Origin of the sequence: Streptomyces sp. NBC_00028 (genome assembly GCF_045041065.1) — a bacterium.
Lineage (GTDB): Bacteria > Actinomycetota > Actinomycetes > Streptomycetales > Streptomycetaceae > Streptomyces.
This window is the reverse complement of record NZ_CP108293.1, coordinates 7,796,552-7,821,117: the sequence shown is the minus strand read 5'-3', so window position 1 is coordinate 7,821,117 and position 24,566 is coordinate 7,796,552. Positions and strand designations below refer to the sequence as shown.

Sequence of the window (24,566 nt, the reverse complement as noted above, 5' to 3'; positions counted from 1 at the left end):
CTCGTCAAGTTACGGACGGGTAGTGCAGTTGTGAAGTTACGCGCCAGTAAAAACTTCCAGCGCTAGCCAGAGACGAGCGGGACTGCAGAGGAACCATCACCAGGTGGGCCTGATCGGACCATAGGGCGCGATGCGCGCCAATTGATCACGCAACGCCCGCACTTCACCCTCACCGAGCAGTTCGACCCACGGCCGGACCGCGTCCGCGGCGGCCTCCTCTGCGGCCCGCGTGCACGCCCAGCCCCGCTCGGTCAGCACGACGAGCCGGGCCCGCGCGTCCCCGGGATGCGCCCGCCGCTCCGCATACCCCTTGCGCACCAGGTCGTCGACGAGCTGACTGGCGGCCTGCTTGGTCACCCCGAGGTGTGCGGCGAGCTCGGTGGCCGTGGCGCCGCCGGCGGAGAGCCGGGTGAACGCGAACCCGTAGGCGGGCCGCGCGTCGAACCCACGCGCGACGACACCGTCATTGATGCGCTGCGTCAGATCACCCGCGGCGGCGAGCAGGACGGCGGTCAGGGCGAGGGCTTCGGAGTTCTGCACGGGTGCATTGAAACACCCTTGACGAAATGGTCAAGCAGCTTGACCATAGGAGCCATGCGCATGGTCAAGCTGCTTGACCATCTATCCGTCCAGCCAGTTCCGGGGGTCACCCATGCCTGTCATCCACCCGTCCGAAGCCGTCACCCACGAGATCCACGGCGCCCGTTTCGTCTCGTACGCCACTCCCCTCACCGGCAGCAAGGAGCTGTGCGCCTGGCGCGGTGAGATCCCGGCCGGGACCAAGGCGCCCGCGCACACGGTGAACCGCGAGGAGATCCTCCATCTCCTCGCGGGCGAACTCCTGATCACCCTCGACGGCGACACCCACCGGGTCACCCCGGGTGACACGGTGATCGTCAACCCCGGCGCGACGCTGAGCGTGGAGAACCCGACCGACGACACCGCCGTCACCTGGGTCACCACGTCCATCGGCCTGTCGGCGACGATGGCCGACGGCTCGGTCATCACCCCGCCGTGGGCCAACTGACCGCCTCCGCGAGGGGCGTTACGCCGCCAGCGTCCCCGGCATCACCGCGTGCGGCCCGAACTTGGCCCGCGCCCGGTCCGCGACCTCCTCGATACGGCGGAGCTTCTCGTCGACCGGGTCGAAGGTGAGCTGATGGGAGGCCTGTTCGGCGGGGCCGAGGGCCTCGGCGCGCAGGGCGAGGGCGCGGACCCGGGCGCGCTGGAGGCCGAGCGCCTCGTACATCTCGTAGGCCGTCCTCGTCAGCGCGGCCGAGTGGGCGGTGGGCTCCTTCAGGGTGCGGGTGCGGGTCGTGGAGGAGCGGTCGGCGTAGCGCACGGTGAGGGTCAGCGTGCCGCAGACCTTGTCGACGGCGCGGAGCCGGGCGCCCAGTTCACCAGCGGCGGAGAGCAGGGCGCGGCGATGCCGGTCGGGGTCCAACTCATCGCGGGTGAAGGGCCGTTCGGTGGCCAGAGAGCGGGAGACGCCGTTCGGCACGACCCGGCCGCGGTCGACACCACCCGCCTTCTCGTGCAGTTCGCGGCCCGCCTTCGCGCCGACCAGGCGCTGGAGGGTGGACAGGGGGGCGGCGGCGACCCGGCCGAGGGTGTCGAGGCCGTACTCGCACAGGGTGCGGGCGGTGGCCGTGCCGACGCCGGGGAGCGCGGCCACCGGCTTCCCGGCGAGGAAGTCGGCCACCTCCCCCTCGGCCACCGCACGGGTCACCCCGGGCCGGGCGTCCCGCAGCGCCATGCGGGCCAGCATCGGGCCGGGACCGGCGCCGATCACGCAGTCGACGCCGTGGTGGGCGAGGGCGCGGACCCGGATGACCGAGGCCAGTTCGACGGCGTCGCGCCCGAAGTACCGTTCGGCGCCCCGCAGATCGGCGAGCGCCCCGTCCGGTGGCAGCGCCTCCACGACGGGGGTGAAGTCCTCGAGCAGGCCGAGCAGCCCCGGCAGGGCCGCCTCGTGCGCCGGCGGCAGCTGGAAACGTACGCAGAGGATGGTCATCCCGCACTCCCCGGACTCTGGTGCCACAACTTCCGTATCTGTGAAGGCTCTTGACCCGCGGGTCGCAGATCGGCCCACGGATGCAGTTCGTATCCCGTCGGCAAATGGATGCGCCGGCCGCCGGTGGAGTCCCCGCCGGCTTCCGGCACCGGCTCCGCCAGGCGGGCCGCCACCGCGTCCAGGCCCTGCTCGGCGCGGAGTTCGACGAGTTCGGCGAGGTTCCAGGCGGCGGTGCCCACCACGCTGAGGCTGCGCGGGCCGCGCCGCTGCACCGTGCCGCGCACCAGCAGCAGCCAGGAGTGGAAGACGGTGTGGGCGCAGGCGTCGTGGGAGTCGTCGAAGAAGGCGAGGTCGACCAGGCCGGTGCCGTCGTCCAGGGTGGAGAAGATGACCCGCTTGCCGGACCGGATCGGCGGCGTCTGGGTGGCCGCCTTGGCACCGGCGACGAGGACGGTCTCCCCGTGCCGCGCCTCCCGCAGCCGGCGCGCGTCGGTCACGCCCAGCTCGCCCAGGAACTCCCGGTGGTCGTCCATGAGGTTGCGCGAGGCGTCCATGGACAGGACACCCAGCTCGGCGCTGAGCTTCTCGGCGGAGGAGAGGTCGGGCAGCCCGGCGGACGCGGTCTTCCGCCCGCCGGCCAGCGGGAGTTGACCCCCGCCGCCGCCCCGGGCACCCCGGTGCAGCTCGGTCAGGTGCAGTTGCAGATCACGCCGGTTGGCACCGAAGGCGTCCAACGCCCCGACCTGTGCGAGCCGCCCGGCCAGCGGTCTGCTCGGGCGCGCCCGCTCCCAGAAGTCGAGCAGCGAGGCGTACGGCTGCCCCTCCGCGATCCGCGCCGCCTCGGCCTCACTGATGCCGTGCACGTCGGAGAGCGCCAACCGCAGCCCCCACACCCCCGAATCAGACACCAGTTCGATACGGTGGGCGACCGCCGACCGGTTCACGTCCAACGGCAGGATCGGCACCCCGCGCCGCCGCGCGTCCGCCAACAGCAGCCGCTTCGGATACATCCCGGGGTCATGGGTGAGCAGCCCGGCATAGAAGGCGGCCGGGTGGTGCGCCTTCAGCCACGCCGACTGGTAGGTGGGGACGGCGAAGGCGACGGCGTGCGCCTTGCAGAAGCCGTACGAGCCGAAGGCCTCGACGATCTCCCAGGTCCGCTGAATCGTTTCCGCGTCATAGCCCCGGGCCGCCGCGTGCTGGGCGAACCAGAACCTGATCCGCCCCTGCGACTCCGGGTCGGACAGCCCGCGCCGTGCCCGGTCCGCCTCGCCGCGTCCGCAGCCGGTCATGATGTCGACGATGTCGATGATCTGCTCGTGGAAGACGACGACCCCGTACGTCCCCTTCAGCGGCTCCTCCAGATCCGGGTGCGGGTATCTGACAGGCGCCCGCCCGTGCCGCGCCTCGATGAACGGCCGCACCATGTCGGCGGCGACCGGGCCGGGCCGGAAGAGGGAGATGTCGACGACGAGGTCGTGGAAGGTGGCCGGCTGGAGCCTGCCCACGAGGTCCCGCTGACCCGGCGACTCGATCTGGAAGCAGCCCAACGTCTCGGCGGACCGGATGAGTTGGTACGTCGCCGGGTCGCCGGGAGCGATCGCGTCGATGTCGACCTCCTCCCCCGTCGCCCGCGCCACCTCGGCGACCGCGTGTGCCATCGCCGACTGCATCCGCACACCGAGCACGTCGAGCTTGAGCAGCCCGAGGTCCTCGACGTCGTCCTTGTCGAACTGCGACATGGGAAAGCCCTCGCCGCTGGTCGGCATGACCGGCGTACGGCTCAGCAGGGAGGCGTCGGACAGGAGCACCCCGCACGGGTGCATGGCGACACCGCGCGGGAGGGCGTCGAGGGCCTCGACCAGTTCCCACAGCCGCCCGTGCTTCTCCCCTTCCCGCTGAAGCTCCCCGGCCAGGGCCCGCAGTTCGGGCAGCTCGTCCAGCGCGGCACGGGCGTCGCGGGCCCGGATGTGCGGGAAGGACTTGGCGATGCGGTCGATGTCGGCGGGGTCCATGGACAGGGCCGCGCCCACGTCCCGGACCGCGTGCCGCACCCGGTACGTCTCCGGCATCGCGACCGTCGCCACCCGCTCGGTGCCGAACCGGCCGATGATCGCCCGGTAGACCTCCAAGCGGCGCGCGGACTCCACGTCGATGTCGATGTCGGGCAGCACCAGCCGCCGTTTGGACAGGAAGCGTTCCATCAGCAGCCCGTGCTCGACCGGGTCGGCGTGGGCGATGCCCAGGAGGTGGTTCACCAGCGACCCCGCACCGGAGCCGCGCGCGGCCACCCGGATGCCCATCTCCCGTACGTCGTCCACCACTTGAGCGACCGTCAGGAAGTAGGAGGCGAAGCCGTGGTGGGCGATGATGTCCAGCTCCTGGTGCATCCGCTCCCAGTAGGCGTACCGGCCGGCGTAGCCCTTGCGCACCATCCCGGCCGCCGCCCGGGAGGCGAGGGTGCGCTGGGCGGTGCGGCGGCCCGCGCCGACGAGGTGCGGCTCGGGGAAGTGGACGGTGCCGATACCGAGATCGTCCTCGGGGTCGACCAGGCACTCGGCGGCCGTCGCCCGCGTCTGCTCCAGGAGCCGGTGCGCGGTGTCGCGCCTAAAGCCCGCGGCCTCCACGATCCGCTCGGCCGCCGCCAGCATGGCGGACGCGTCCTTGAGCCAGGCCTCGCCGGAGTCCAGTTCCTTGCCGGCACCCACGGGGACGAGCCGACGGGCGGCGTCCAGGACGTCGGCGACCGGGCCCTGGCCGGGGTCGGCGTACCGGACGGCGTTGCCGAGCACGGGACGTACGCGCTGCTCGGCGGCGAAGCCGACGGTGCGGGCGGCGAGCCGCAGGGAGCCGGGGCCGGTTCCCTTGCGGCCGTGCCAGACGGCCTCCAGGCGCAGGGCGTCGCCGTACCGCTCCCGCCAGGGGACGAGGAGCCGGGCGGCCCGGTCGGGGCGTCCGGCGGCGAGGGCGCGGCCGACGTCGGAGTCGGGGCCGAGCAGGACGGTCAGGCCGTCGCCGTGGTTCTCGGCCCAGGGCAGCAGGGGGGTGTCGGCGGCGGTGTGGGCGGTGGTCACCAGCCTGCACAGGTCGGCCCAGCCGCGGGCGCCGTCCCGGGCGAGGAAGGTGACGCGGGGTGTCGACTCGTCGATGAAGGCGCCGCCGCGGACGGGGGCACGGCGCCGCTCCTGTCGGACCGGCTCGTACTCCTCGACGGCCAGTTCGGCGCCGAACAGCGGCCGCACCCCCTCCTTGGCGCAGGCCTTGGCGAAGCGGACCGCGCCCGCGAGGGTGTCGCGGTCGGTGAGGGCGAGGGCGTCCATGCCCCGCTCGGCGGCACGCTCCGCGAGCCGCTCCGGGTGGGAGGCGCCGTAGCGCAGGGAGAACCCGGAGACGGTGTGCAGATGCGTGAACCCTGACACCCACACCTCCATTTTCGAACATCAGTTCCCAACTGCCTCACCCCCACCATAGACCAAAAATCGAACCCGTGTACGACAACCGTTCGGCCGCCTCCCACCTGCGGAAACGCCTCCCACCTCGGACTGTGGGGACATGACACAGAACAGCACCCAGAACGGCGGTTTTCTCGCCGAGGTGAAGGACGCGGTCACGCCACGGGCCACGCTGCTCGTCCTCGGTGTGCTCGCCCTCCAGCTGCTGTTCATCGCCTCCTATGTGGGGGCCCTGCACGATCCGAAGCCGAAGGACGTGCCCTTCGGTGTGGTGGCACCACAGGCCGCCGCCCAGCAGGCGGTGACCCGACTGGAGCAGCTGCCCGGTTCGCCCCTGGACCCGCGCACGGTGGCCGACGCGGCGACGGCCCGGAAGCAGATCATGAACCGGGACATCGACGGGGCGCTGATCATCGACCCGACCGGGGTGAAGGACACGCTCCTGGTCGCGAGCGGCGGCGGCACCGCCCTCGCCACCACCCTGGAGAAGTACCTCACCGCCCTGGAGGCCTCCCAGCAGCGGAGCATCCGGACGGTGGACGTGGCCCCGGCCTCCTCCACCGACTTCGACGGCCTCTCGTCGTTCTATGTCGTGGTCGGCTGGTGCGTCGGCGGCTATCTGACCGCCTCGATCCTGGCGATCAGTACCGGCGCCCGGCCCGCCAACCCGCGCCGCGCGGTGATCCGGCTGGTCGTGATGGCGCTGGTGTCGATCGTCGGCGGGCTCGGCGGCGCGGTGATCGTGGGGCCGATCCTGGACGCGCTGCCGGGGAGCGTCATGGCCCTCTGGGGGCTGGGCGCGCTGGTCACCTTCGCGGTGGGAGCGGCGACCCTCGCTCTCCAGGGCGTCTTCGGGGTGGTCGGCATCGGCCTGGCGATCCTGCTCGTGGTGATCGCCGGCAACCCGAGCGCGGGCGGCGCCTTCCCGCTGCCGATGCTGCCGCCGTTCTGGAAGGCGATCGGCCCGGCACTGCCGCCGGGCGCGGGCACCTGGACGGCCCGTTCGATCGCGTACTTCAAGGGCAACGACACGACCGACGCCCTGCTGGTCCTGTCGGCGTGGGCGGCGGCCGGGATCGCGATCACACTGGGGGCGTCGGTGTTCCGCGCACGACGCGAGAGCGAACCCCTGCCGACCCAGGCACCGTGAACCCCCGCAGCCGCCGACGGCGGGCGACCCCCACAGGGGCCACCCGCACCCGACGACGAAAGTTGTACGGGTGGTGCGGGTGGGAAACACAAACCACCCGCACCACAACGCACGGTCAGCCGATGGAAGTCCCCGTGGCCGACAACGCCTCCGTCACCGGCTGGAAGAACGTCTCCCCACCGGAGGTGCAGTCACCACTGCCCCCCGACGTCAGCCCGATCGCGTTGCTCCCCGAGAACAGCGACCCACCACTGTCCCCCGGCTCCGCGCACACATCGGTCTGGATCAGCCCGTTGACGATGTCCCCGTTCCCGTAGTTGACGGTGGCGTCCAACCCCGTGACGGTCCCGTCATGAACCTGCGTGGTCGACCCGCTCCGCGTGACCTTCATCCCGACCGTCGCCGAAGCCGCGCCCGTGATCGCCTGCGCGGACCCGTTGTAGAGGTCCACCTCGCTCGGGTGATCGACCTCGGCCGTGTACTTGACCAGCCCGAAGTCGTTGTCCGGGAAGCTGGACACCTCGTTGGCGCCGATCTGCGTCCCGCTGGAGTCCGACCAGGTCGTGATCGCCTCCGTGCAGTGCCCGGCCGTCAGGAAGTACGGCTCGCCGCCCTTGCTCACGTTGAACCCGAGCGAGCACCGCCCGCTGCCGCCGGTGATGGCGTCGCCACCGGCGATGAAGGGCTTGAACTCCCCCTTCGTGCGCTGGAGTTCCGCCGTCGCCCCGAGCCCGTCGACGACCTTCGTGAGCGTGGCCCACTCGGCGTCGGAGACCGTGCGGTCGGCGGTGACGACCACCTTGTTGGTGGTCGGGTCGGTCGCCCAGGACGTGCCCGGGATGGTCGCGTCGTCCTTGAGGGTCGTACGGGCTCCTCTGAGCTCGGCGAGGGAGTTCTCCACGACCCGGGCCTTCGCGCCGGCCTCCTCGACGAGCGAGGCAGCGGTCTCGTCGAGGACGTTGACGACGAGGGCCTTGCTCTTCGCGTCGTAGTACGTTCCCGCCGCGTCGGTGCCGAGCTCCTTGTCGAGCGTCGAGGCGAGGTTTCCGGCCGCGAGAGCCGAAAGGACCTTCGGCCCGGGGCTGTTCGCGGGCTCGCTGGCGTTCGCAGTCTGGAAGGTGACTCCCGCGGCGACCAGTGCGGCGATGCCCGCACCTGCCGCGATCGCCCGCCGCCTGGGTATGCGTCGGTGCTTCAACTCGCGTCCTCCTGTGGGGGGTCGGCCCGGTCGGTTGTGGGGACCTCGTGGGCCGGAAGGCTGGTTGACGAGCGCCTACTCTTCCGAACCCCACAGGGGGTGCACAAGGTTGACTTCCGGACGCGCGTAGAACGCGATTGCACGCCCCCCTCACCTTGACCGCGAACAGTCAGACCAGGGGAATTCACACTGCAAACACTACGAGCGAGTAACCCCTCACCAACCCGTGAGGTCTAGTCCTGTCCGGAATTCGACCCCTCTTGGCCTGGATCCAAACGGGGCGCGGGGGACGGCCGTTGCTCCTGCACCGGTTGCGGCGCCACGGCATGCCCCTGCTGCGCCTTCTCCAGGAACCGCAGCAGCTCCACCGGGAACGGCAGCACCAGCGTGGAGTTCTTCTCGGCCGCCACCGCCACCACCGTCTGGAGCAGCCGCAGTTGGAGGGCGGCCGGCTGCTCGGACATCTCCTTGGCGGCCTCGGCGAGCTTCTTCGACGCCTGGAGCTCCGCGTCGGCATTGATGACCCGGGCCCGCCGCTCCCGGTCGGCCTCGGCCTGCCGGGCCATGGAGCGCTTCATGGTCTCGGGCAGGGAGACGTCCTTGATCTCGACCCGGTCGATCGTCACGCCCCACTCCACGGCCGGGCTGTCGATCATCAACTCCAGCCCCTGGTTGAGCTTTTCGCGGTCGGCGAGCAGATCGTCCAGCTCGCTCTTGCCGATGATGGACCGAAGCGAGGTCTGCGCCATCTGCGAGACGGCGAACCGGTAGTCCTCGACCCGCACGATCGCCTCGGCCGGCGCGGTCACCTTGAAGTAGACGACGGCGTCGACCCGCACCGTGACGTTGTCCCGGGTGATGCCCTCCTGCGCGGGCACCGGCATGGTCACGATCTGCATGTTGACCTTACGGAGCTTGTCGACCCCCGGGACGACCATGGTGAACCCCGGCCCGCGCACTTCCGGCCGAAGCTTTCCGAGGCGGAACACCACACCCCGTTCGTACTGCTTGACGACCCGCGCCGCGGCCATCGTGTACACCACCCCGGCGGACGCGAGCGTCACTCCGGCCGCCACCAGCTCCTCGACCATCACGGCCCCCAGGGTCCGTCGTGGGCGTCCACAAGGGAGTACTGCCTGCCCTACGAAGGTAACGCCGCCGTACGACCAAGGGGGAGCCCCCGCACGCGAGTCGCGTACGGGGGCTCGTGACCGCCGGGTGACACTGCTGGCCGGGGTCCGGTGTCTAGTAGACGTGGACTCCGTACGCGCTCAGCGCCTCGGTGACCGGCTGGAAGAAGGTCGTACCGCCGGAGGTGCAGTTGCCGCTGCCGCCGGAGGTCAGACCGTAGGCGACGCTGCCGCCGTACAGCGGGCCGCCGGAGTCGCCGGGCTCGGCGCAGACCGTGGTCTGGATCATGCCGTAGACGATGTCGCCGCTGCCGTAGTTGACGGTCGCGTTCAGCGCGGTGACCCGGCCGCTGTGCGTGCCCGTGGTGGAGCCGCGGCGGTACACCGTGGTGCCGACGGAGGGCGTGGCCGCACTGGCGATGTCCTGGCTGCCCACGGCACCCGACTTGGTGACCGAGGTGTTCGTGTAGCGCACGATGCCGTAGTCGTTGGTCGGGAAGCTGGAGCCCGCGGTGCTGCCGAGCGTGGTCGTGTGGGACGAGTTCGACCACCAGGTGCCCGCGCCGTCGGTGCAGTGACCGGCGGTCAGGAAGTAGTAGTTGCCGCTGTTGTCCTGGACGTTGAAGCCCAGCGAGCAGCGCCAGCTACTCGCATAGATGGCGTCGCCGCCGGAGATCAGCTTCTGGAACTTGCCCGCGGTCTTCTTGATCGTCAGCGCACCGGCGTTGGCGCCGGCCTGCCGCTTGATCTTGGCGATCTCCGCCTTGGAGACCGTGCTGTCGACGGTGACGACGACCCGGTTGGTCTTGCTGTCGACCGCCCAGGCGGTACCCGGGATGTCGGCCTTGAGCACCGAGTTGTTGGCGCTCTTGAGCTGGGCGGTGCTGAACGTGGAGACGTCCGAGGCGCTCGCGTTGGGGATCGCGATCGCGGCGGCGGCCACGAGTCCGGTGGATACGGCGATCAGCCGGGTCCGTCTCGTGATGCCGCTGCGGGGGGTGGTGCGCTTGATCCTCACTTTTCGTTCCCTCCCAGGGAGGTCGGGGGCCCGCGTGGGGTCGGGGCCCGTGAGGCGCAGCCAGGGGCCCTGAGGTTCGGATTCCGAACACGCCGTGCCCCTGACAAGCGCTGAGGGGGAGTATTCGGCCGAACGACCGGTAGACGCAAGGGCGCCTTTCGGCCGTCAACCTTTGAACCACCCATGACCTGGCCAAGAGTTGGCCATCTCTCAGTCGAGGTTCCGCTCCCCCGCCTCGACGGCCGTGTCCAGGGTGTTGCCGGGCGGCGGGAACGGGCAGATGAAGTGGTCGGCGAAGGCGCACGGCGGCAGCAGCGCACGGTTGAAGTCGACCGTCGTCCGCCCCTCGGCGTCCGGTGCGGCGGGCCGCAGGAACCGGAAGCGGAAGCTGCTCGTCCCACTCGTCGTATCGCCGAAAACAGCCCACAGCGAGCCGTCCGCCTCGACGGTCACCTGGAGCGTCCGCTCCCGCCCGTCGAGGGTGAACGCCAACTCCCCGCCGAGCCCGAGCCCACGCTCCCGTCCGTCGGCGTTCGGCACGCGCACGGTGCGCTGTTCGTCGTACGGAGTGAAGCGCCCCGGCACCGACCAGCGCGGGTCGTAGGGCGTGGCCTCGATACCCCGGAAGGCGCGGCGCGCCTCGGAGGCGGGGTCGAAGTCCCGTACGCCCCACACCCCTTCGCGGACCAGCACCACCAACTGCCGCTCCCCCAGCGCGAGGTGACCCCCGTCCGCGGCGAGCCGCGTCTCACCGCTCAGCGCCCGCCCGTCCAGGGTCAGCCCGTCGGCCTCATCGGCCGTGAGCAGCACGGCGTCGCCGTCGATCCGCCAGCTCCCGGGGATGCCCGGGAGCCGGCCGTCCGGATAATCCTCAAGCCAGTGGGTGCCGGTGAGCGAGAGCGGTCCGTAAGGCGCGGACACCGACTCGACACGGTCCTCGTGCCACTGCTTCCACGCGTCGAACGCGTCCGTTGTCATCTTGATCAGCCTTTCCATGCCGGTTCCGCGAGCCCGAGGTGGGAGCGCAGGGTGGTGCCCTCGTATTCCGTGCGGAAGACCCCGCGCTCCTGGAGCAGCGGCACCACCCGGTCCACGAAGTCGTCGAGTCCGCCGGGGGTGAGGTGCGGTACGAGGATGAAGCCGTCGGCGGCGTCGGCCTGCACGAACGCGTCGAGTTCGGCGGCGACCGCCTGCGGGGTGCCGACGAAGGACTGCCGGCCGCCCGCCTCGATGACGGTCTCCCGGATCGACAGCCCCTTCTCCTCGGCCAGCGCCCGCCACTTCTCGGCGATCGCGACCGTGTCGCCGCGCCGGGTCCGCCCCTGGGTGATGCCGGATTCCGGCACGGGGTCGAAGTCGGGGAGCGGCCCGTCGGGGTCGTACGCGGACAGGTCGGTGCCCCAGATCTGCTCCAGGGTGAGCAACGCGGTCTGCGGGGAGGTCTGTTGGCGCCGGATCTCGGCGGCCTTCTCCCGCGCGTCGGCGGCGGTGTCGCCGAGGACGACGGAGACGCCGGGCAGGATCTTCAGGTCGCCGTGCGCGCGCCCGTACTTGGCGAGCCGCTTCTTCACGTCGGCGTAGAACGCCTTCCCGGCCTCCAGCGAACTCTGCCTCGTGAAGATCACGTCGGCGGTGGCGGCCGCGAACTCCCGCCCCTCGTCGGAGTCCCCGGCCTGGATGACGACCGGGTGCCCCTGCGGTGAGCGCGGCACGGTGAACTCGCCCGCGATGTCGAAGTGCCGCCCCCGGTGGGCGAACGGCCGGGACACCCCCTCTGGCGTCCAGGAGTCCCACAACTCCCGCGCCGTGGCGACGAATTCGGCTGCCCGCGTGTACCGGTCGGCGCGGTCGAGGAAGCCGCCGCGCCGGAAGTTCTCGCCGGTGAAGGCGTCGGAGGAGGTCACGACGTTCCAGGCGGCCCGGCCCCCGCTGAGATGGTCGAGGGTGGCCAGGCGGCGGGCCAGGTCGTACGGCTCGTTGAAGGTCGCGTTGACCGTGGCGGCGAGCCCCAGCCGCTCGGTGACGGCGGCGAGCGCGTTCAGCACGGTCAGCGACTCCGGGCGCCCGACCACGTCCAAGTCGTGGACGCGGCCCTTGTGTTCGCGCAGCCGCAGCCCCTCCGCGAGGAAGAAGAAGTCGAACAGGCCGCGCTCGGCGGTGCGGGCGAGATGCTCGAAGGAGGAGAACGCGATCTGCGACTTCGACCGCGGATCGGCCCACACGGTGGTGTTGTTGACGCCCGGGAAGTGGGCGGCGAGATGGATCTGCTTCGTCATGACGCGTCCCCCGCGTTCGCGTACTGGTTGGCGGGCCGCGCGAGTCCCAGGTGCTCCCGGAGCGTGCTGCCCGGATAGAAGGTGCGGAACAGGCCCCGGTGCTGGAGCAGCGGAACCGTGCCGTTTACCAGCCGTTCCAGGTCGCGGCGAGGTGCGGCGGGCGTGAGGTGGAAGCCGTCCACGGCACCGGCCGCGTGCCAGGAGGCGATCAGCTCGGCGAGGTCGACGGGGCCGCCCCGGTACAGCGGGCCCTGCGCGGTCTGCCGGGGGCCGCCTCCGCCATGGCCCGGCTCGGCCGCGTGCTCCCCGTCACCGAGGTCGGCGAGGAGGCTCACCAGAACCCGCAGCTCGTCCGGGCTCCGGCCGAACCGGCCTGCGTCCTTGCGGAGTTGGTCGCGTACGGCACCGGCCTGCGCGGCGTTCGCCACCCGCACCAGCGCCACGTCGGCGTACCGGGCGGCGGTGCGCCGGGCGTGCCCCTCGGTGGCGTCGACGACCCGGACGGGGTGGCCCTGCGGCGGCCGGGGCACGATGGAGGGGCCCCTGACCGAGAACCCCGAGCCCTCGAAGTCGACGTGGTGCAGCTTGTCCCGGTCGATGAAGCGGCCGGTCGGCACATCGCGGATCTCGGCGTCGTCCTCCCAGCTGTCCCACAACCGCGCGGCCACGTCGGCCACTTCGCCGGCCTCCCGCCACAGCTCCTCGGCGGGGGCGGCGTGCCGGCGGCCGAAGAGCCGGGCCTCGCCCTCGGTGGTGGAGACATCGAGCCGCCAGCCCGCCCGGCCCCGGCTGACCCAGTCGAGGGTGGCGACGGCGGCCTGCACATGGAAGGGCTCGGTGTGTGTGGTGGTGACGGTCGGCACGAGGCCGACGCGGCTGGTGGCGGGGGCGACCCGCGACAGCACGGACAGGGCGTCGGGCCCGGGGCGGGCGAAGGTGTCGTCCAGCGTCACGAAGTCGAGGACGCCGTGCTCGGCGAGGCGGGCCAGGTCGACGTAGGAGGCGGCGTCGTACACGGACGACTGGTCGACGGCGGCGGAGAGATGCAGCATCACAGCACCTTCGAGAGAAAGGCCCGCGTGCGGTCGTGCCGCGGATGGTCCAGCACCTCGCCCGGTGGGCCCTGCTCGACGATCCGTCCGTCGTCCATGAACACCACCGTGTCGGCGACCTCCCGGGCGAATCCGATCTCGTGCGTGACGACGATCATCGTCGTGCCCTGATGGGCCAGGTCCTTGATCACGTCGAGGACCTCACCGACCAGCTCCGGGTCGAGCGCGGACGTCGGCTCGTCGAACAGCAGCAGCTTCGGCTCCAGCGCCAGCGCCCGCGCGATGGCGACCCGCTGCTGCTGTCCGCCGGACAGCTGCCGGGGGTAGGCGTCGGCCTTCTCGGCGAGCCCGACCCGGTCGAGCAGCTTGCGCGCGCTCTCGACGGCCTCCTTGCGGGGGCGCTTCAGCGCGGAGACCGGCGCCTCGATGACGTTGTCCAGCACGGTGAGGTGCGGAAAGAGGTTGAAGTTCTGGAAGACGAAGCCGATTTGCGTGCGCTGCCGCAGCACCTCGCGCTCGGGCAGCTCGTACAGCCGGTCGCCCGAGCGCCGGTAGCCGATCAGGGCCCCGTCCACGCTGATCACGCCGCCGTCCACCTTCTCCAGGTGGTTGATGGTGCGCAGCAGCGTCGACTTGCCGGAGCCGGACGGGCCGAGGATCACGGTGACCTCGCCGGCGCGCACGGTGAGGTCGATGCCCTTGAGCACTTCCAGGGAGCCGAAGCTCTTGTGGACGGACCTGATGTCGACCATGACAGTCATGGGTGGGGGTTCCTCGCGAACGTAGGGGTGGGGGGCTGGGGCGGACCGCCCGTACAGCGGGCCCGGGTGCTCATGCCGCCGCCCGTCCGGCCAGTGCGCCCAGGAACAGCAGCGCCGCCCGCGCGGTCGCGTCGTTCTGCCGGAACGCGGGCCCGCCGGTGCGGGGCCGGGTGAAGGCGCCGGGGGTACGGCCGTCGGTGTAGGGGCCGAGGGCGAAGCGCCGGGGGTGCGGCAGGCCGTTCCGGTCGAGGATCCGCCCGTCGGCGGGGTCGACCCGGAGCAGCCCGTCGGGCGTCTCGGCGGCCCCGTCGGCGTGCAGTGCCCGCAGCAGCGTGTCCCGGGCCCGTCCGACGGTGGGTTCCGGCAGCCGCGCCTCGACCAGCGCCCGCGCCTCGATGAAGGCCCCCGGCACGGTCGCGCCCGACGCCCGGAACACCCCGCCCCCGGCGGTGACGCTCATGTCGGCGCCCACGAACTTCAGGACGCCGGCCCGGGACAGCGCCAGCAGCTGTCGCAGCCGTGGCCCGGGCGGCCCGGAGGCCAGATAGCTGAAGAACCCGTGCCACCAGGGCGGGACACCACCGAGCCGGATCAGCTGCCCGTAGACGGAGAGCAGCCCGAGGAAGACCGCCAGGTCAGGGCTGTACGACGAGTCATGACGTCGACTCAGATCCCGCTCCACATACCCCCGAAGTCCTTCCTGGAACTCCTCGTACGACCCGTACCGCACCCCCTCCAGCGGCCGGTCGAGCGCCGTCAGGTCCAGCCGGTCGGCGGGATCGGGCACGGCGGACGCGACCAGCGCCTGCACCTCCGCCTCGCCGTCGGCCGCCGCGTACTTCTCCTCGAAGTCGGCCCAGGCGACGGAGGTCCGTTCGGGGTGGACGTCGAAGAGCCGGTGGTAGTGGGCGAACCCCAGCTCCTTCTCCACCAGCGGCCACACGTCCCGCCGGAAGTCGAACCCGCCGGGCCGCGCCAGCAGTTCGTCCACCTCGGCCGGCCCGAAGAAGCGGGGCAGCGGCGGGCGGTCGCCGGTCCACTCGTACCCGATCTTCGAGTGGTACGGCACTCCGCGCCGCGAGCCGACGTACAGCACCGGCTCCCGTCCCGAGGGCACATAGGTGTCCCCCTCATAGCGTCCGCCGCGCCCCTCGGTGAGCAGCACCATCAGGTCGACGAAGGCCAGCCCGAAGCCCCGCACGAGAACCGGCTCGCCGGGCGCGAGCGCGGACAGGTCGCTGTCGGCGGTGAAGTCGGGCGGGAGGTGGACAAGACCGTGTTCCTCGGCGTAGGCCGCCAAGTCACGCTGTTCGTCGTCGAGTTCGGCGTCCAGATGGCCGAGGGAGAGCACGACCAGGTCGGCGAGCAGCGGGCGCGGACGGCCCTCCAGCCACACCTGCTGACGTCCCTCGCGGGGACCGCTGATCCGCAGGGCACGCCGTGGGTGGTGGTGGACGCGGATGCCGTCCGGCAGGTCCGCCACCGCCCGCTCGTGCACCCAGCGCAGATAGGAGCCCTGGAGCTGCCGGTCGGCGAAGGTGGAGCCGTCGATGCCGGCCCACTCGTGCAGGGTGGGCCCGGAGCGCACGGGGCCCTCCATGGTCACCGTCTCGTCGGTGAACATGGTGACGTCCTCGGCGTGCGAGTTCATCCACAGCAGCGGCGACTGGGCCGCCCGCCAGATGCGCCCGGCGCCCGGCGGGTGCGGGTCCACCAGATGAATGTCGAAGCCTTCGTCGGACAGGCCCGAACCGGCGTACAGCTCGGGCGCGTTGGCGGCGATCCGCTCGATCAGACCGGTCCCCCGCGGACCGGCCCCGACGATCACCAGTGTGCCCCGGCTCATCGCGCCGCCTCCGAGCCGCGCGCGTAGTAGCGCTCGACGTAGTACTGGCCGACGCTCAGCACCGAGGTGACGACGGTGTACCAGACGGTGGCCACCATCAGCAGCGGGATGACCTCGTAGGTGCGGTGGTAGACGAGCTGCACCGAGTAGAGCAGGTCCTGCACGGCGATGACGCTGACGATGGAGGTGCCCTTGAGGGTGCCGATCAGCATGTTCCCGGCGGGCGGCACGATGGAGCGCATCGCCTGCGGGAGCACGATCCGCCGCCAGCGCCGCAACCGGCTCAGCCCGAGCGCCTGCGCGGCCTCGACCTGCCCCCGGTCGACGGAGAGGATGCCGCCGCGCACGACCTCGGCGGCGTACGCGGCCTCGTGCAGGGTGAGCCCGATGACGGCGACGGTGATCGGCCCGAGCAGATCGACGGTCTTCACGCCGAGGATCTGCGGGTACAGCGCCCCGATGTTGAACCACAGCAGCAGCTGCACCAGGATCGGGATGGACCGGAACAGCCAGACGTACCCCCAACTGACGCTTCTCAGCACCGGGTTGGCGGAGAGTCTGGCCGCGGCGAGCAGAGTGCCGAGGGCGAAGCCGAGCACCATGACCACGGCGGTCAGCCAGAGGGTGAGCCACAGGCCGCGCAGCACGGACCGCGAGGTGAAGTACTCGGCGACGACGTCCCACTGGAACGCGTCGTTGCGCAGGACCGAGTTGACGGCGAGAGCGAGCAGCACCAGTACGGCGACGGCGGCCGCCCACTGACCGGGACGGCGCTGCGGGACGATCCGCAGGGAATCCGCGTCCTCGGGTATGTCCGGGGCGGCGGGGGCTTTGGCGAGGGTGTCGGAGGACATGCGAAAGCTCCGTGTGGACGGGCGCCTTCACATACGGCCGAGCCCCTCAGCAGGGCCGCCGTTCGAGACTACGGTGCGGTTTCCCCACACTGTCAAGGCTGTCCACACTGTGAGCCGTACGTCTCAGGTCAGTTGACGCACAACCGGATGCCTGTTCCACTTGGCCCATGCATCCACAGCAGTGGCTGGTCAAGCGCTCCCACATCGACCTCGGTCGCGTGTGGTCCTCTTCCTGTTGAGCTGACCCCCTGCGCGCCCCGGTGACCGGGGCGCCTTTTGCGCATTCATCTGCTCCACCTTCTGCCTTTCTCCTTCCTCGCCTTCACACGCGCCCTCCCCTCAGTCAGCGCTTTCCTCGCTCACAGGAGACAGTCCCGCCATGCGTACGCCTTCGCGCGCCCGAAATAGACTTATCGCTCCCTTTGTCGCGATCTCCGCGGCGACGCTGCTCCTCACCGCCTGCGGCTCAGGCACCGACGAAGACGCCGTGAACGCCGCGGCGAAGTCGGACGGGATCCCCACCACGGACGTCGTCTCCCCCATCAAGAAGGACGAGGCGGCGGCCAAGTTGCTGCCGTCCGGCACCACCAGCCTCACCCTCGCGGTCAGCGTCTCCGGCCAGCCTCCGGGCACCTCGATCCTGGACGACGGCAAGACCCTGGCGGGCCAGGACGTCGACTTCGCGAACGCCGTCGCCAAGGTGCTCGGCATCGAACTCAAGACCCAGCAGGCCAGCTTCGAAGCGATCCTCCCGGCCCTCGACAGCGGCAAGTACGACCTCGGCGTCGGCAACTTCGGCGTGACCGACGAGCGCCGCAAGACGATCGACTTCGTCACCTACATCAACGACGGCCAGGGCTTCGCCACCCGCAAGGACAGCAAGCTCACCAAGGTCACCGACCTCAAGCAGCTGTGCGGTCTGAACGTGGCGACCGGCGCGGGCACCACCTTCGAGGCGACGCTGGAGGAGAACAAGCACCTGTGCGCGGACTCCGGCGACAAGGCGTACAAGGTGCAGACCTACAACGAGCAGGGCGCCATCTGGTCCTCGCTCCAGCAGGGTCGCAGCGATGTGGTGATGTCCACCATCAACGGCCTGCGCTACGCCGTGGCCCACCAGAGCGGCGTCAAGTTCCTCAACGAGTACCACCGCCTGGACGTCGGCTTCGCCTTCAAGAAGGACACGAAGCTGACACCGGCGTTCCAGGCGGCGGTGAACAAGCTGATCGAGGACGGTACGTACGCCAAGATCCTGAAGAAGTGGGGGACCTCGGGCTCGGCGATCACCAAGTCGGAGATCTCGCCGCCGGAGCTCAAGGACTGAGGGTTCAGCAGCCGCAGTCGCACCCGCAGTCGCAGCCGTCGCAACAGTTACCGCAGCCCTCGCAGCAGCTGCAGCAGTCGCAGCAGTCCCCGCAGTCGGACCCGCTGCACAGCCCTTCCCGCCGCTGCCGGCTCCACGGGTCCTCGAAGGTCCCGCAGCACATCTGGCAGGTGCAGGCAAGCCCCATCCACACCGCACACCCCGCGAGCAGCCCACGCCGGTCCCGGCGGGGCGGCTCCGGGGGCGGCGGGACTCCGGGGCCCCCGGGCCCGGGCGGCGCGTACGGCGACGACATGACCGCCGTACCGCTCCCGTGCCCGCACGAGGACGAACCGAAGGCCCGGTCCACGGACCCCCGCAGCTCATGCACGAGCAGCACATGCGCGAGTTTCGCGTCGCCGAACTCGGCCTCCCGCAACGCCAGCCGGATCCCGTGCACGGCGTCGTCGGCGAGCCGTCGCGCCTCTGTCAGGGACGTCCCGGTGGCCGTCAGCGGGTTCCAGGCGCCCGACGCGGCGTCAGTTTCCCTGTCCTCGACGGCGTCCAGCAGATGCGCGAGCCGCCCGAAGAGCCGCCCGGCCTCGGCGAGCGGTGCGGCGTTGCCCGGCCGCCCGGCCAGAACGGCCGTGTGCGCGAAGGCGGCGGCGGTCGCGGTCTCGGTCGGTTCGGTGACCGTCAGGATCGGCGTCCCGGGCCCGGCGAGCGTCTCGATGCCGAGCTGCCGGTCCACGGCGTCCACGAGTACGGCGGTGTCGAACCCGACGGCGGACCCACTGCGCGCCCCGGCCGCGCCCCATCCGGCCGCCACCCGGCGCGCCGCGAGCGCGACCGGCTTGCGGGCCAGCAGCCCGTCCCCGTCGGCGACATGGTCGCGGACCTTGGCCGAGGCGAGCACCAGCGAGACGGCGGCGGAGAGCCGCGCCCCCTCACCGTTGGCGACGGAGGCGGTCCGCATGCCACGCAACGGGCAGGGCCCCGCCGTACGCCTCCCGCCACCTTCCACGATGGCCTGAGCCTCCGTCAGAACCGATATGAGCAGCCCGTCATAGTTGGTGACGATTCGCGCGAACTGCCCGTGATCCTTGCGCAGCGCGAGGCACAACCCGCACAAATGCGCCATCCACTGGGTCTTGAGACTCTCACCGAGCCGATGGCGGCAGGGCCTGACGATTCCGAACAAGACGATCCCCCGTGGTTCGTACGACGTTGAGCGGCGGCATCGTATCGACTCGAACCGGCCGGCTCGTTCACCCGTACGCCCCGTACCTCACCCATACGCCGTGAAGAATCATATTTCACTCACAGTCAGCAGCCGTATGGGAAACGACCCTTGGGGCACCCGGGCTCTGTACGGATTCGCTGTGCACCAGTACCGTCACAAACCCCCCGCGCGGCGTCTATCCACTTGGCGTGACGTCCGCATCATGGATGACCATAGGGATGCGGAAAGCAAAACAGACCGCTGTGAGAGGAGGCGTCCATGGGATCGGTGCGCAAGGCGAGTGCCTGGCTGGGCCTCGTTGACGACAACGATGACGAGCGTTACTACGACGACGACGGATACTCCGAAGGGACCGAGCCCGGGGATGCCTGGGTCACCGACCCCCGGGTCAAGGTGGCCTCGGACGTGGCCGAGGAGAAGGGCCGTCGCATCGGGACGGTCACCCCGGACAGCTTCCGGGACGCGCGCGCCATCGGCGAGCTCTTCCGGGACGGGGTTCCCGTCATCATGAACCTGACCGCGATGGAGGCCGCCGACGCCAAGCGCGTCGTCGACTTCGCGGCCGGCCTGATCTTCGGACTGCGCGGTTCGATCGAGCGTGTCTCGACCCGTGTCTTCCTGCTGACCCCCGCCAACACGGAGATCGTGAACGGCGACCCGGCCGCGCACCGCACGGACGGTTTCTTCAACCAGAGCTGAGGCAGGGCCGCTCACCGGCCCTGCCCCGCGCAGGGTTTACCGGAAGGCATCCAGCCCGGTGAGCGCCTTGCCCAGTACCAGTTGGTGCATCTCGACGGTCCCCTCGTACGTCAGCACCGACTCCAGATTCGTCGCGTGCCGCATCACGGGGTATTCGAGGGAGATCCCGTTGGCACCCAGGATGGTCCGCGAGGTCCGGCAGATCTCGATGGCCTCACGTACGTTGTTGAGCTTGCCGAAGCTGACCTGCTCGGGACGCAGGCGGCCGGCGTCCATGCGCCGCCCCAGATGATGGGCGAGCAGAATCCCCTTGTGCAGTTCGACCGCCATGTCGGCGAGCTTGGCCTGGGTCAGCTGGAACCCGCCGATGGGCCGCCCGAACTGCTCCCGCGTCTTCGCGTAGGCGACAGCGGTCTCCAGACAACTCCGCGCGGCCCCCATCGCGCCCCACACGATCCCGTACCGGGCGTGCGAGAGACAGCTCAGCGGCCCCTTGAGCCCGACGACCTCCGGCAGCACGGCATCCGCGGGCAGCCGTACGTCATCGAGGACGAGCTCACTGGTGACGGACGCCCGCAGTGACCACTTGTGCTTGATCTCGGGCGCGGAGAACCCAGGGCTGTCGGTAGGAACGACGAACCCGCGCACCCCCTCGTCCGTCTGCGCCCACACCACGGCGACGCCCGCCACCGAGCCATTGGTGATCCACATCTTGCGCCCGTTGAGCACCCAGTCCGAGCCGTCCCGCTTCGCGTGCGTCCGCATGGACGCGGGGTCGGACCCGTGGTCGGGCTCGGTCAGCCCGAAGCAGCCGATTACCTCGCCGGCGGCCATGCGCGGCAGCCAGGCCTGCTTCTGCTCCTCGCTCCCGAACCGATGGATGGCGTACATGGCGAGGGAGCCCTGCACGGAGACGAGGGAGCGGATCCCCGAGTCGGCGGCCTCCAGCTCCAGACAGGCGAGCCCGTACTGCACGGCGGAGGCCCCGGCGCATCCGTACCCGTCGAGCGACATCCCGAGCGCCCCGATCCCGCCGAGCTCCCGGGCGAGCTCGCGAATGCCGGGCAGCTCGCCGCTCTCGTACCACTGCGCGACATAGGGCAGCACCCGGTCCGCGGCCCAGGCCCGCACGGTGTCGCGAACGGCCAGATCCTCAGGCTCCAGCAGATCATCGATACCGAGTGGATCGGCGGGATCGAACGGCGGCAGCTTCGAGGCCCCAGACATGGCAACACCCTCCGACACGGAAAACTAGCACTGCTAATCAGTGCTGGGGCTCGACGTTACCCGCAGCCGCCAACGACGCGAAACCCCCACGGGAAACGCCCACCCTCCAGCCAACAGTCACGGGCGGTGCGCGGGTGGGAGATTCACGCGGAGACGCGGGACTCCATCACGTCCCGAGGCGCAGGCACCTCTACCTCAGCCGAAACGGCCTCGCACTGCATGACCCGCGGCAACCGCAACGCCATCACCGCCCCCAGCAGCAACAACCCCGCACTCACCAGCAACGTCACATGGAGCCCGTGCACGAAACAGTCGCGAGCCGTCTGACGCAGGGCCTCACCGGCAGACCCACCCAGCCGACCCGCCACCTCATACGCCTCGCCCAGCGAATGCCCCGCCGCGGCGGATGCCGACGCCGGCACCCCCTGCACGGACGACAGTCCAGGCGTATACGCCGCGTTCATCACACTGCCGAGCAGCGCGATCCCGATCCCCGCGCCCAGCTGGTACGACGTCTCCCCGATCGCCGCCGCTCCACCCGCCTGCTCCACCGGAGCCTCGCTGAGCATCGACTCGTACGCCCCGAAGAGCGTCGTCTCCAGTCCGAACCCGAGCAGCACGAACCCGAACAGCAGCAGCGGCGCGTTGTCCTCCCCGCCCATCGCGAGCAGCGTCAGCACCGCCACAGCCGTCAGACAGAACCCGAAGCACACCATCCGCCGCGGCCCGAACCGCCGCAGCATCCGCGCCCCGGCAAGACCGGACGCCATCGCGGCCACGGTCAACGGCAGCAGCCGCAGCCCCGTCTCCAGCGGGGAGAGCCCCAGCACCAGTTGGAGATACTGCGCCGCGATCAGCTCAAGGCCGACCAGCGCGAGCATCGCCAGCACAATGCAGCAGACGGAGGTGGAGAAGGCGGGCCGCGCGAACATCCGCAGGTCCACCAGCGGATGCGTACGGCGCCTTTGTCGTCGTACGAAAAGAACCAGCAGCACGGCGCCCAGCACCAGCGGCACCGCGGTGATCTCGTCGAGCTCTCCGCCGCCGAGCCGCTTCACGCCCAGCACCAGCCCGAACAGACCGGCCGCCGCCATCAGCGCGCCGACCACGTCCCACGGGCCCTGGCCGCTGCCCTTCGACTCGGGCAGCAGCAGCCGCCCGACGGGCAGGCTGACCAGCATCAGCGGGATGTTGACCAGGAAGACCGAGCCCCACCAGAAGTGCTCCAGCAAGAACCCGCCGAGCAGGGGGCCGACCGCCGCGCCCACCGCGGCCACCGCGCTCCAGATGCCGATCGCGAGCGCCCGCTCGCGCCGGTCGGGGAAGACCTGGCGGAGGATCGACAGCGTCGCGGGCATGATCATCGCGCCGCCGACACCGAGCAGCGCCCGCGCGAAGATCAGTACCTGTGCGTTGTCGGCGAGGGCGGCCAGACCGGAGGCGACGCCGAAGAGGGCGTACCCGAGCAGGAGGACCCGTCTGCGGCCGACCCTGTCGCCGAGCGTGCCGAAGAGGATCAGCAGCGAGGCGCAGACGAGGGGGTAGACGTCGACGATCCAGAGCAGCTCTATCGCGCCGGGCTTGAGGTCCTCGGTGACGGCGGGGACCGCCACATGCAGCACGGTCGCGTCGACCGCGACCAGGAGCAGGCTCACACAGAGGACGACGAGGACGACCCAGCGGTTGGCACCGGCCCCGGCCGCCCGACGGCGCAGCGCTGCGGCGGCCGTGGTCGTCCCGGACATGTACGTACCTCCCAGATGTTCCCTCGCGATCGGCGGGCACACGGGGTGGGGACTCCCCGTGATCTCGGCCGGAGGAGCGGTGGTCTCCGGCCCGCGCAACGAAGGCGAGTGACACGTCAGCGTACGCGAGTTCGCGCCTCGGCCAAGTGGTGGACCTCTCAGACCCCGCGGAGAACACGTGTGGCGTACGCCACTGCCCCTCCCCCGCGAACACGCCCCTGCGGCGCTCGCGGTTCACCGGGCGTTCGATAATCAGGCCCGTGACCGATCTTGAGACGCGCGTGGCGCCGCCCGGCAACGCCCTGCGCCGCGCGGCCCCGGCCCTCCTCGGGTACGCGGCCGTCCGCGCCCTGGGGCTGCTCGCGCTGGCCCTGTGGAGCGCGGCGCGCGACAAGAGCGCGTACACGCTGCTGACGGCCCGCTGGGACTCCCTCTGGTACACGAGGGTCGCCGAGCTGGGATACGGCTACGAGGTCCGCCTCCCCAACGGCGACGTGCACTCGAACCTGGCCTTCTTCCCGCTGCTGCCCTGGCTGGAGCGGGGCGTGGCGGCGGTGACTCCCCTGTCGTACGCCGACGCCGGCTTCGCCGTCAGCCTGCTCGCCTCGCTCGCCGCGGCCTGGGGGATCTTCGCGGTGGCGGACCAGGTGTACGGGCGGCGGGCCGGGGTCTGCGCCGTGCTGGTCTGGGCGCTGCTGCCGGTCGGGATCGTGCAGTCGATGGCGTACAGCGAGTCGCTGTTCACCGCACTCGCCGCCTGGTCGCTGTACGCCGTCCTGACCGGCCGCTGGCTGGCCGCGGGCACCCTTGCGGCCCTGGCGGGCCTGACCCGGCCGGTGGGGCTCGCGGTGGTCGCGGCGGTGTGGGTCACCGGTATTGCCTCGTTCGTGCGGAACCGAAGCACGGCCGGCGCGCAGGGCGCCCAGGACCCGGAACACGCCCCCTTCGCCACCGCCGACGGGGCCGGAGGGGGCGCACCGGCCTGGCGTCGCGCCCTCGGCATGCTCCTCGCCCCCGTCGGCGCCGCCGGCTACGTCCTGTGGGTCGGCCACCGCACCGGCAAGGGCCCGCTCGGCTATCTCGACGTCCAGGCGGGCTGGCGCAACGGCTTCGACGGCGGCTACGCCTTCGCCCGCTTCGTCGCCGACAAGTTCACCTCGTTCCCCTCGGCCCTCGCGGGCGTCGGCCTGATCGTCGGCGTCGGGCTCGTGGTGTGGCTGTACGTCGTCTGTGTGCGACAGGGCCAGCCGCTGCCGCTTCTGGTGTACGCCGGTGTCGTCACCGCCCTCGCCCTGTGCGCGTCGAGCTACTTCGGCTCGAAACCACGCCTTCTGCTGCCCGCCTTCCCCCTGCTGCTGCCCCTCGCCCTGGCCCTGGCCCGGCTGCGGACGTCCAGGTCGGCCCTGCTGGCGGCCGGTGTCGCCCTGGCGTCGGCGGTGTACGGGGCGTTCTGGCTCAACGGCTCGGGCCCGCCATGATCGACTCGCGGCGTCCGATGAGCGCCGGGAGAATTCCGCCCCATGATTCGGTGAACGAATTCATAAGCGGCAATAAACCGCGCCCCGAAATGATCAAAGGAATTGAAGGGGCAAGCCCGA

Annotated in this window: 20 protein-coding genes; 5 read left to right on the top strand and 15 right to left on the bottom strand. The window is 71.0% G+C overall.

The window, feature by feature from the left end:
- Positions 1–96: 96 nt before the first annotated feature.
- On the bottom strand, positions 97–540 hold the full coding sequence (locus OG885_RS35270) for a MarR family winged helix-turn-helix transcriptional regulator (protein ID WP_399957524.1): 444 nt from the start codon (positions 538–540) through the stop codon (positions 97–99).
- A gap of 112 nt (positions 541–652) precedes the next feature.
- On the opposite strand from OG885_RS35270, the gene OG885_RS35265 reads away from it, so the two are divergent.
- Complete coding sequence (locus tag OG885_RS35265) at positions 653–1,027, top strand: cupin domain-containing protein (RefSeq protein ID WP_399957522.1); 375 nt, start codon at positions 653–655, stop codon at positions 1,025–1,027.
- Positions 1,028–1,045: 18 nt separating this feature from the next.
- On the opposite strand, the gene OG885_RS35260 is transcribed toward OG885_RS35265, so the two are convergent.
- Together OG885_RS35260 and OG885_RS35255 are read right to left on the bottom strand one after the other, a co-directional pair.
- The gene (locus OG885_RS35260; RefSeq protein WP_405738525.1) at positions 1,046–2,014 is read right to left on the bottom strand and encodes a DNA polymerase thumb domain-containing protein; all 969 of its coding nucleotides are present in this window, start codon (positions 2,012–2,014) and stop codon (positions 1,046–1,048) included.
- A complete protein-coding gene (locus OG885_RS35255; protein ID WP_405738522.1) occupies positions 2,011–5,433 on the bottom strand; it encodes a DNA polymerase III subunit alpha in 3,423 nt (1,140 codons plus the stop codon). The genes OG885_RS35260 and OG885_RS35255 overlap by 4 nt, the downstream gene beginning before the upstream one ends.
- A gap of 133 nt (positions 5,434–5,566) precedes the next feature.
- Here OG885_RS35255 and OG885_RS35250 point away from each other — a divergent pair, with 133 nt between their 5' ends.
- Positions 5,567–6,616, top strand: coding sequence for a DUF3533 domain-containing protein (locus tag OG885_RS35250; protein WP_405738519.1), 1,050 nt, complete (start codon positions 5,567–5,569; stop codon positions 6,614–6,616).
- 115 nt (positions 6,617–6,731) lie between these two features.
- Here the strand turns inward: OG885_RS35250 and OG885_RS35245 are convergent, their stop codons facing one another.
- From OG885_RS35245 to OG885_RS35205, 9 genes are all read right to left on the bottom strand, one after another.
- A complete protein-coding gene (locus OG885_RS35245) occupies positions 6,732–7,814 on the bottom strand; it encodes a S1 family peptidase (protein WP_405738516.1) in 1,083 nt (360 codons plus the stop codon).
- Positions 7,815–8,047: 233 nt separating this feature from the next.
- Positions 8,048–8,905: a slipin family protein gene (locus OG885_RS35240; protein WP_405743016.1), complete on the bottom strand. Its 858-nt coding sequence runs from the start codon at positions 8,903–8,905 to the stop codon at positions 8,048–8,050.
- A gap of 154 nt (positions 8,906–9,059) precedes the next feature.
- Positions 9,060–9,962, bottom strand: a complete 903-nt coding sequence (locus OG885_RS35235) for a S1 family peptidase (RefSeq protein WP_399957509.1) — start codon at positions 9,960–9,962, stop codon at positions 9,060–9,062.
- A gap of 210 nt (positions 9,963–10,172) precedes the next feature.
- Positions 10,173–10,940: a DUF1684 domain-containing protein gene (locus OG885_RS35230; protein WP_405738513.1), complete on the bottom strand. Its 768-nt coding sequence runs from the start codon at positions 10,938–10,940 to the stop codon at positions 10,173–10,175.
- Positions 10,941–10,945: 5 nt separating this feature from the next.
- Positions 10,946–12,238 (bottom strand): NtaA/DmoA family FMN-dependent monooxygenase, encoded by a 1,293-nt coding sequence (locus OG885_RS35225; protein ID WP_405738510.1) that lies wholly within the window; start codon positions 12,236–12,238, stop codon positions 10,946–10,948.
- Positions 12,235–13,290 (bottom strand): LLM class flavin-dependent oxidoreductase, encoded by a 1,056-nt coding sequence (locus tag OG885_RS35220; protein ID WP_405738507.1) that lies wholly within the window; start codon positions 13,288–13,290, stop codon positions 12,235–12,237. The genes OG885_RS35225 and OG885_RS35220 overlap by 4 nt, the downstream gene beginning before the upstream one ends.
- Positions 13,290–14,051 (bottom strand): amino acid ABC transporter ATP-binding protein, encoded by a 762-nt coding sequence (locus tag OG885_RS35215; protein WP_405738504.1) that lies wholly within the window; start codon positions 14,049–14,051, stop codon positions 13,290–13,292. Before OG885_RS35215 ends, OG885_RS35220 begins: the two co-directional genes overlap by 1 nt.
- 70 nt (positions 14,052–14,121) lie before the next feature.
- Positions 14,122–15,897 carry an FAD/NAD(P)-binding protein gene (locus tag OG885_RS35210; RefSeq protein ID WP_405738502.1) on the bottom strand — a complete coding sequence of 592 codons (1,776 nt, stop codon included), beginning with the start codon at positions 15,895–15,897 and terminating at the stop codon, positions 14,122–14,124.
- Positions 15,894–16,751 carry an amino acid ABC transporter permease gene (locus OG885_RS35205; RefSeq protein WP_405738499.1) on the bottom strand — a complete coding sequence of 286 codons (858 nt, stop codon included), beginning with the start codon at positions 16,749–16,751 and terminating at the stop codon, positions 15,894–15,896. The genes OG885_RS35210 and OG885_RS35205 overlap by 4 nt, the downstream gene beginning before the upstream one ends.
- 379 nt (positions 16,752–17,130) lie before the next feature.
- On the opposite strand from OG885_RS35205, the gene OG885_RS35200 reads away from it, so the two are divergent.
- Positions 17,131–18,075: an ABC transporter substrate-binding protein gene (locus tag OG885_RS35200; protein WP_405738496.1), complete on the top strand. Its 945-nt coding sequence runs from the start codon at positions 17,131–17,133 to the stop codon at positions 18,073–18,075.
- 4 nt (positions 18,076–18,079) lie between these two features.
- Here OG885_RS35200 and OG885_RS35195 read toward each other — a convergent pair whose 3' ends face one another.
- Positions 18,080–19,255, bottom strand: a complete 1,176-nt coding sequence (locus tag OG885_RS35195) for a DUF5685 family protein (protein WP_405738493.1) — start codon at positions 19,253–19,255, stop codon at positions 18,080–18,082.
- A gap of 300 nt (positions 19,256–19,555) precedes the next feature.
- On the opposite strand from OG885_RS35195, the gene OG885_RS35190 reads away from it, so the two are divergent.
- Positions 19,556–19,996, top strand: coding sequence for a cell division protein SepF (locus OG885_RS35190; protein ID WP_289918448.1), 441 nt, complete (start codon positions 19,556–19,558; stop codon positions 19,994–19,996).
- Positions 19,997–20,032: 36 nt separating this feature from the next.
- On the opposite strand, the gene OG885_RS35185 is transcribed toward OG885_RS35190, so the two are convergent.
- The gene (locus tag OG885_RS35185) at positions 20,033–21,223 is read right to left on the bottom strand and encodes an acyl-CoA dehydrogenase family protein (RefSeq protein WP_405738489.1); all 1,191 of its coding nucleotides are present in this window, start codon (positions 21,221–21,223) and stop codon (positions 20,033–20,035) included.
- Positions 21,224–21,366: 143 nt separating this feature from the next.
- Positions 21,367–22,968 (bottom strand): MFS transporter, encoded by a 1,602-nt coding sequence (locus OG885_RS35180; protein ID WP_405738487.1) that lies wholly within the window; start codon positions 22,966–22,968, stop codon positions 21,367–21,369.
- A gap of 260 nt (positions 22,969–23,228) precedes the next feature.
- Here OG885_RS35180 and OG885_RS35175 point away from each other — a divergent pair, with 260 nt between their 5' ends.
- The gene (locus OG885_RS35175) at positions 23,229–24,446 is read left to right on the top strand and encodes a mannosyltransferase family protein (protein WP_405738484.1); all 1,218 of its coding nucleotides are present in this window, start codon (positions 23,229–23,231) and stop codon (positions 24,444–24,446) included.
- The last annotated feature ends 120 nt before the right edge of the window (positions 24,447–24,566 follow it).

Bases quoted from the DNA above. Each gene is read 5' to 3' on its own strand.
- OG885_RS35200 (WP_405738496.1), top strand. From the start codon at position 17,131: ATGCGTACGCCTTCGCGCGCCCGAAATAGACTTATCGCTCCCTTTGTC.
- OG885_RS35265 (WP_399957522.1), top strand. From the start codon at position 653: ATGCCTGTCATCCACCCGTCCGAAGCCGTCACCCACGAGATCCACGGC.
- OG885_RS35250 (WP_405738519.1), top strand. From the start codon at position 5,567: ATGACACAGAACAGCACCCAGAACGGCGGTTTTCTCGCCGAGGTGAAG.
- OG885_RS35225 (WP_405738510.1), bottom strand. From the start codon at position 12,238: ATGACGAAGCAGATCCATCTCGCCGCCCACTTCCCGGGCGTCAACAAC.
- OG885_RS35220 (WP_405738507.1), bottom strand. From the start codon at position 13,290: ATGCTGCATCTCTCCGCCGCCGTCGACCAGTCGTCCGTGTACGACGCC.
- OG885_RS35215 (WP_405738504.1), bottom strand. From the start codon at position 14,051: ATGACTGTCATGGTCGACATCAGGTCCGTCCACAAGAGCTTCGGCTCC.
- OG885_RS35260 (WP_405738525.1), bottom strand. From the start codon at position 2,014: ATGACCATCCTCTGCGTACGTTTCCAGCTGCCGCCGGCGCACGAGGCG.
- OG885_RS35180 (WP_405738487.1), bottom strand. From the start codon at position 22,968: ATGTCCGGGACGACCACGGCCGCCGCAGCGCTGCGCCGTCGGGCGGCC.
- OG885_RS35230 (WP_405738513.1), bottom strand. From the start codon at position 10,940: ATGACAACGGACGCGTTCGACGCGTGGAAGCAGTGGCACGAGGACCGT.
- OG885_RS35190 (WP_289918448.1), top strand. From the start codon at position 19,556: ATGGGATCGGTGCGCAAGGCGAGTGCCTGGCTGGGCCTCGTTGACGAC.
- OG885_RS35210 (WP_405738502.1), bottom strand. From the start codon at position 15,897: ATGAGCCGGGGCACACTGGTGATCGTCGGGGCCGGTCCGCGGGGGACC.
- OG885_RS35185 (WP_405738489.1), bottom strand. From the start codon at position 21,223: ATGTCTGGGGCCTCGAAGCTGCCGCCGTTCGATCCCGCCGATCCACTC.
- OG885_RS35205 (WP_405738499.1), bottom strand. From the start codon at position 16,751: ATGTCCTCCGACACCCTCGCCAAAGCCCCCGCCGCCCCGGACATACCC.
- OG885_RS35240 (WP_405743016.1), bottom strand. From the start codon at position 8,905: ATGGTCGAGGAGCTGGTGGCGGCCGGAGTGACGCTCGCGTCCGCCGGG.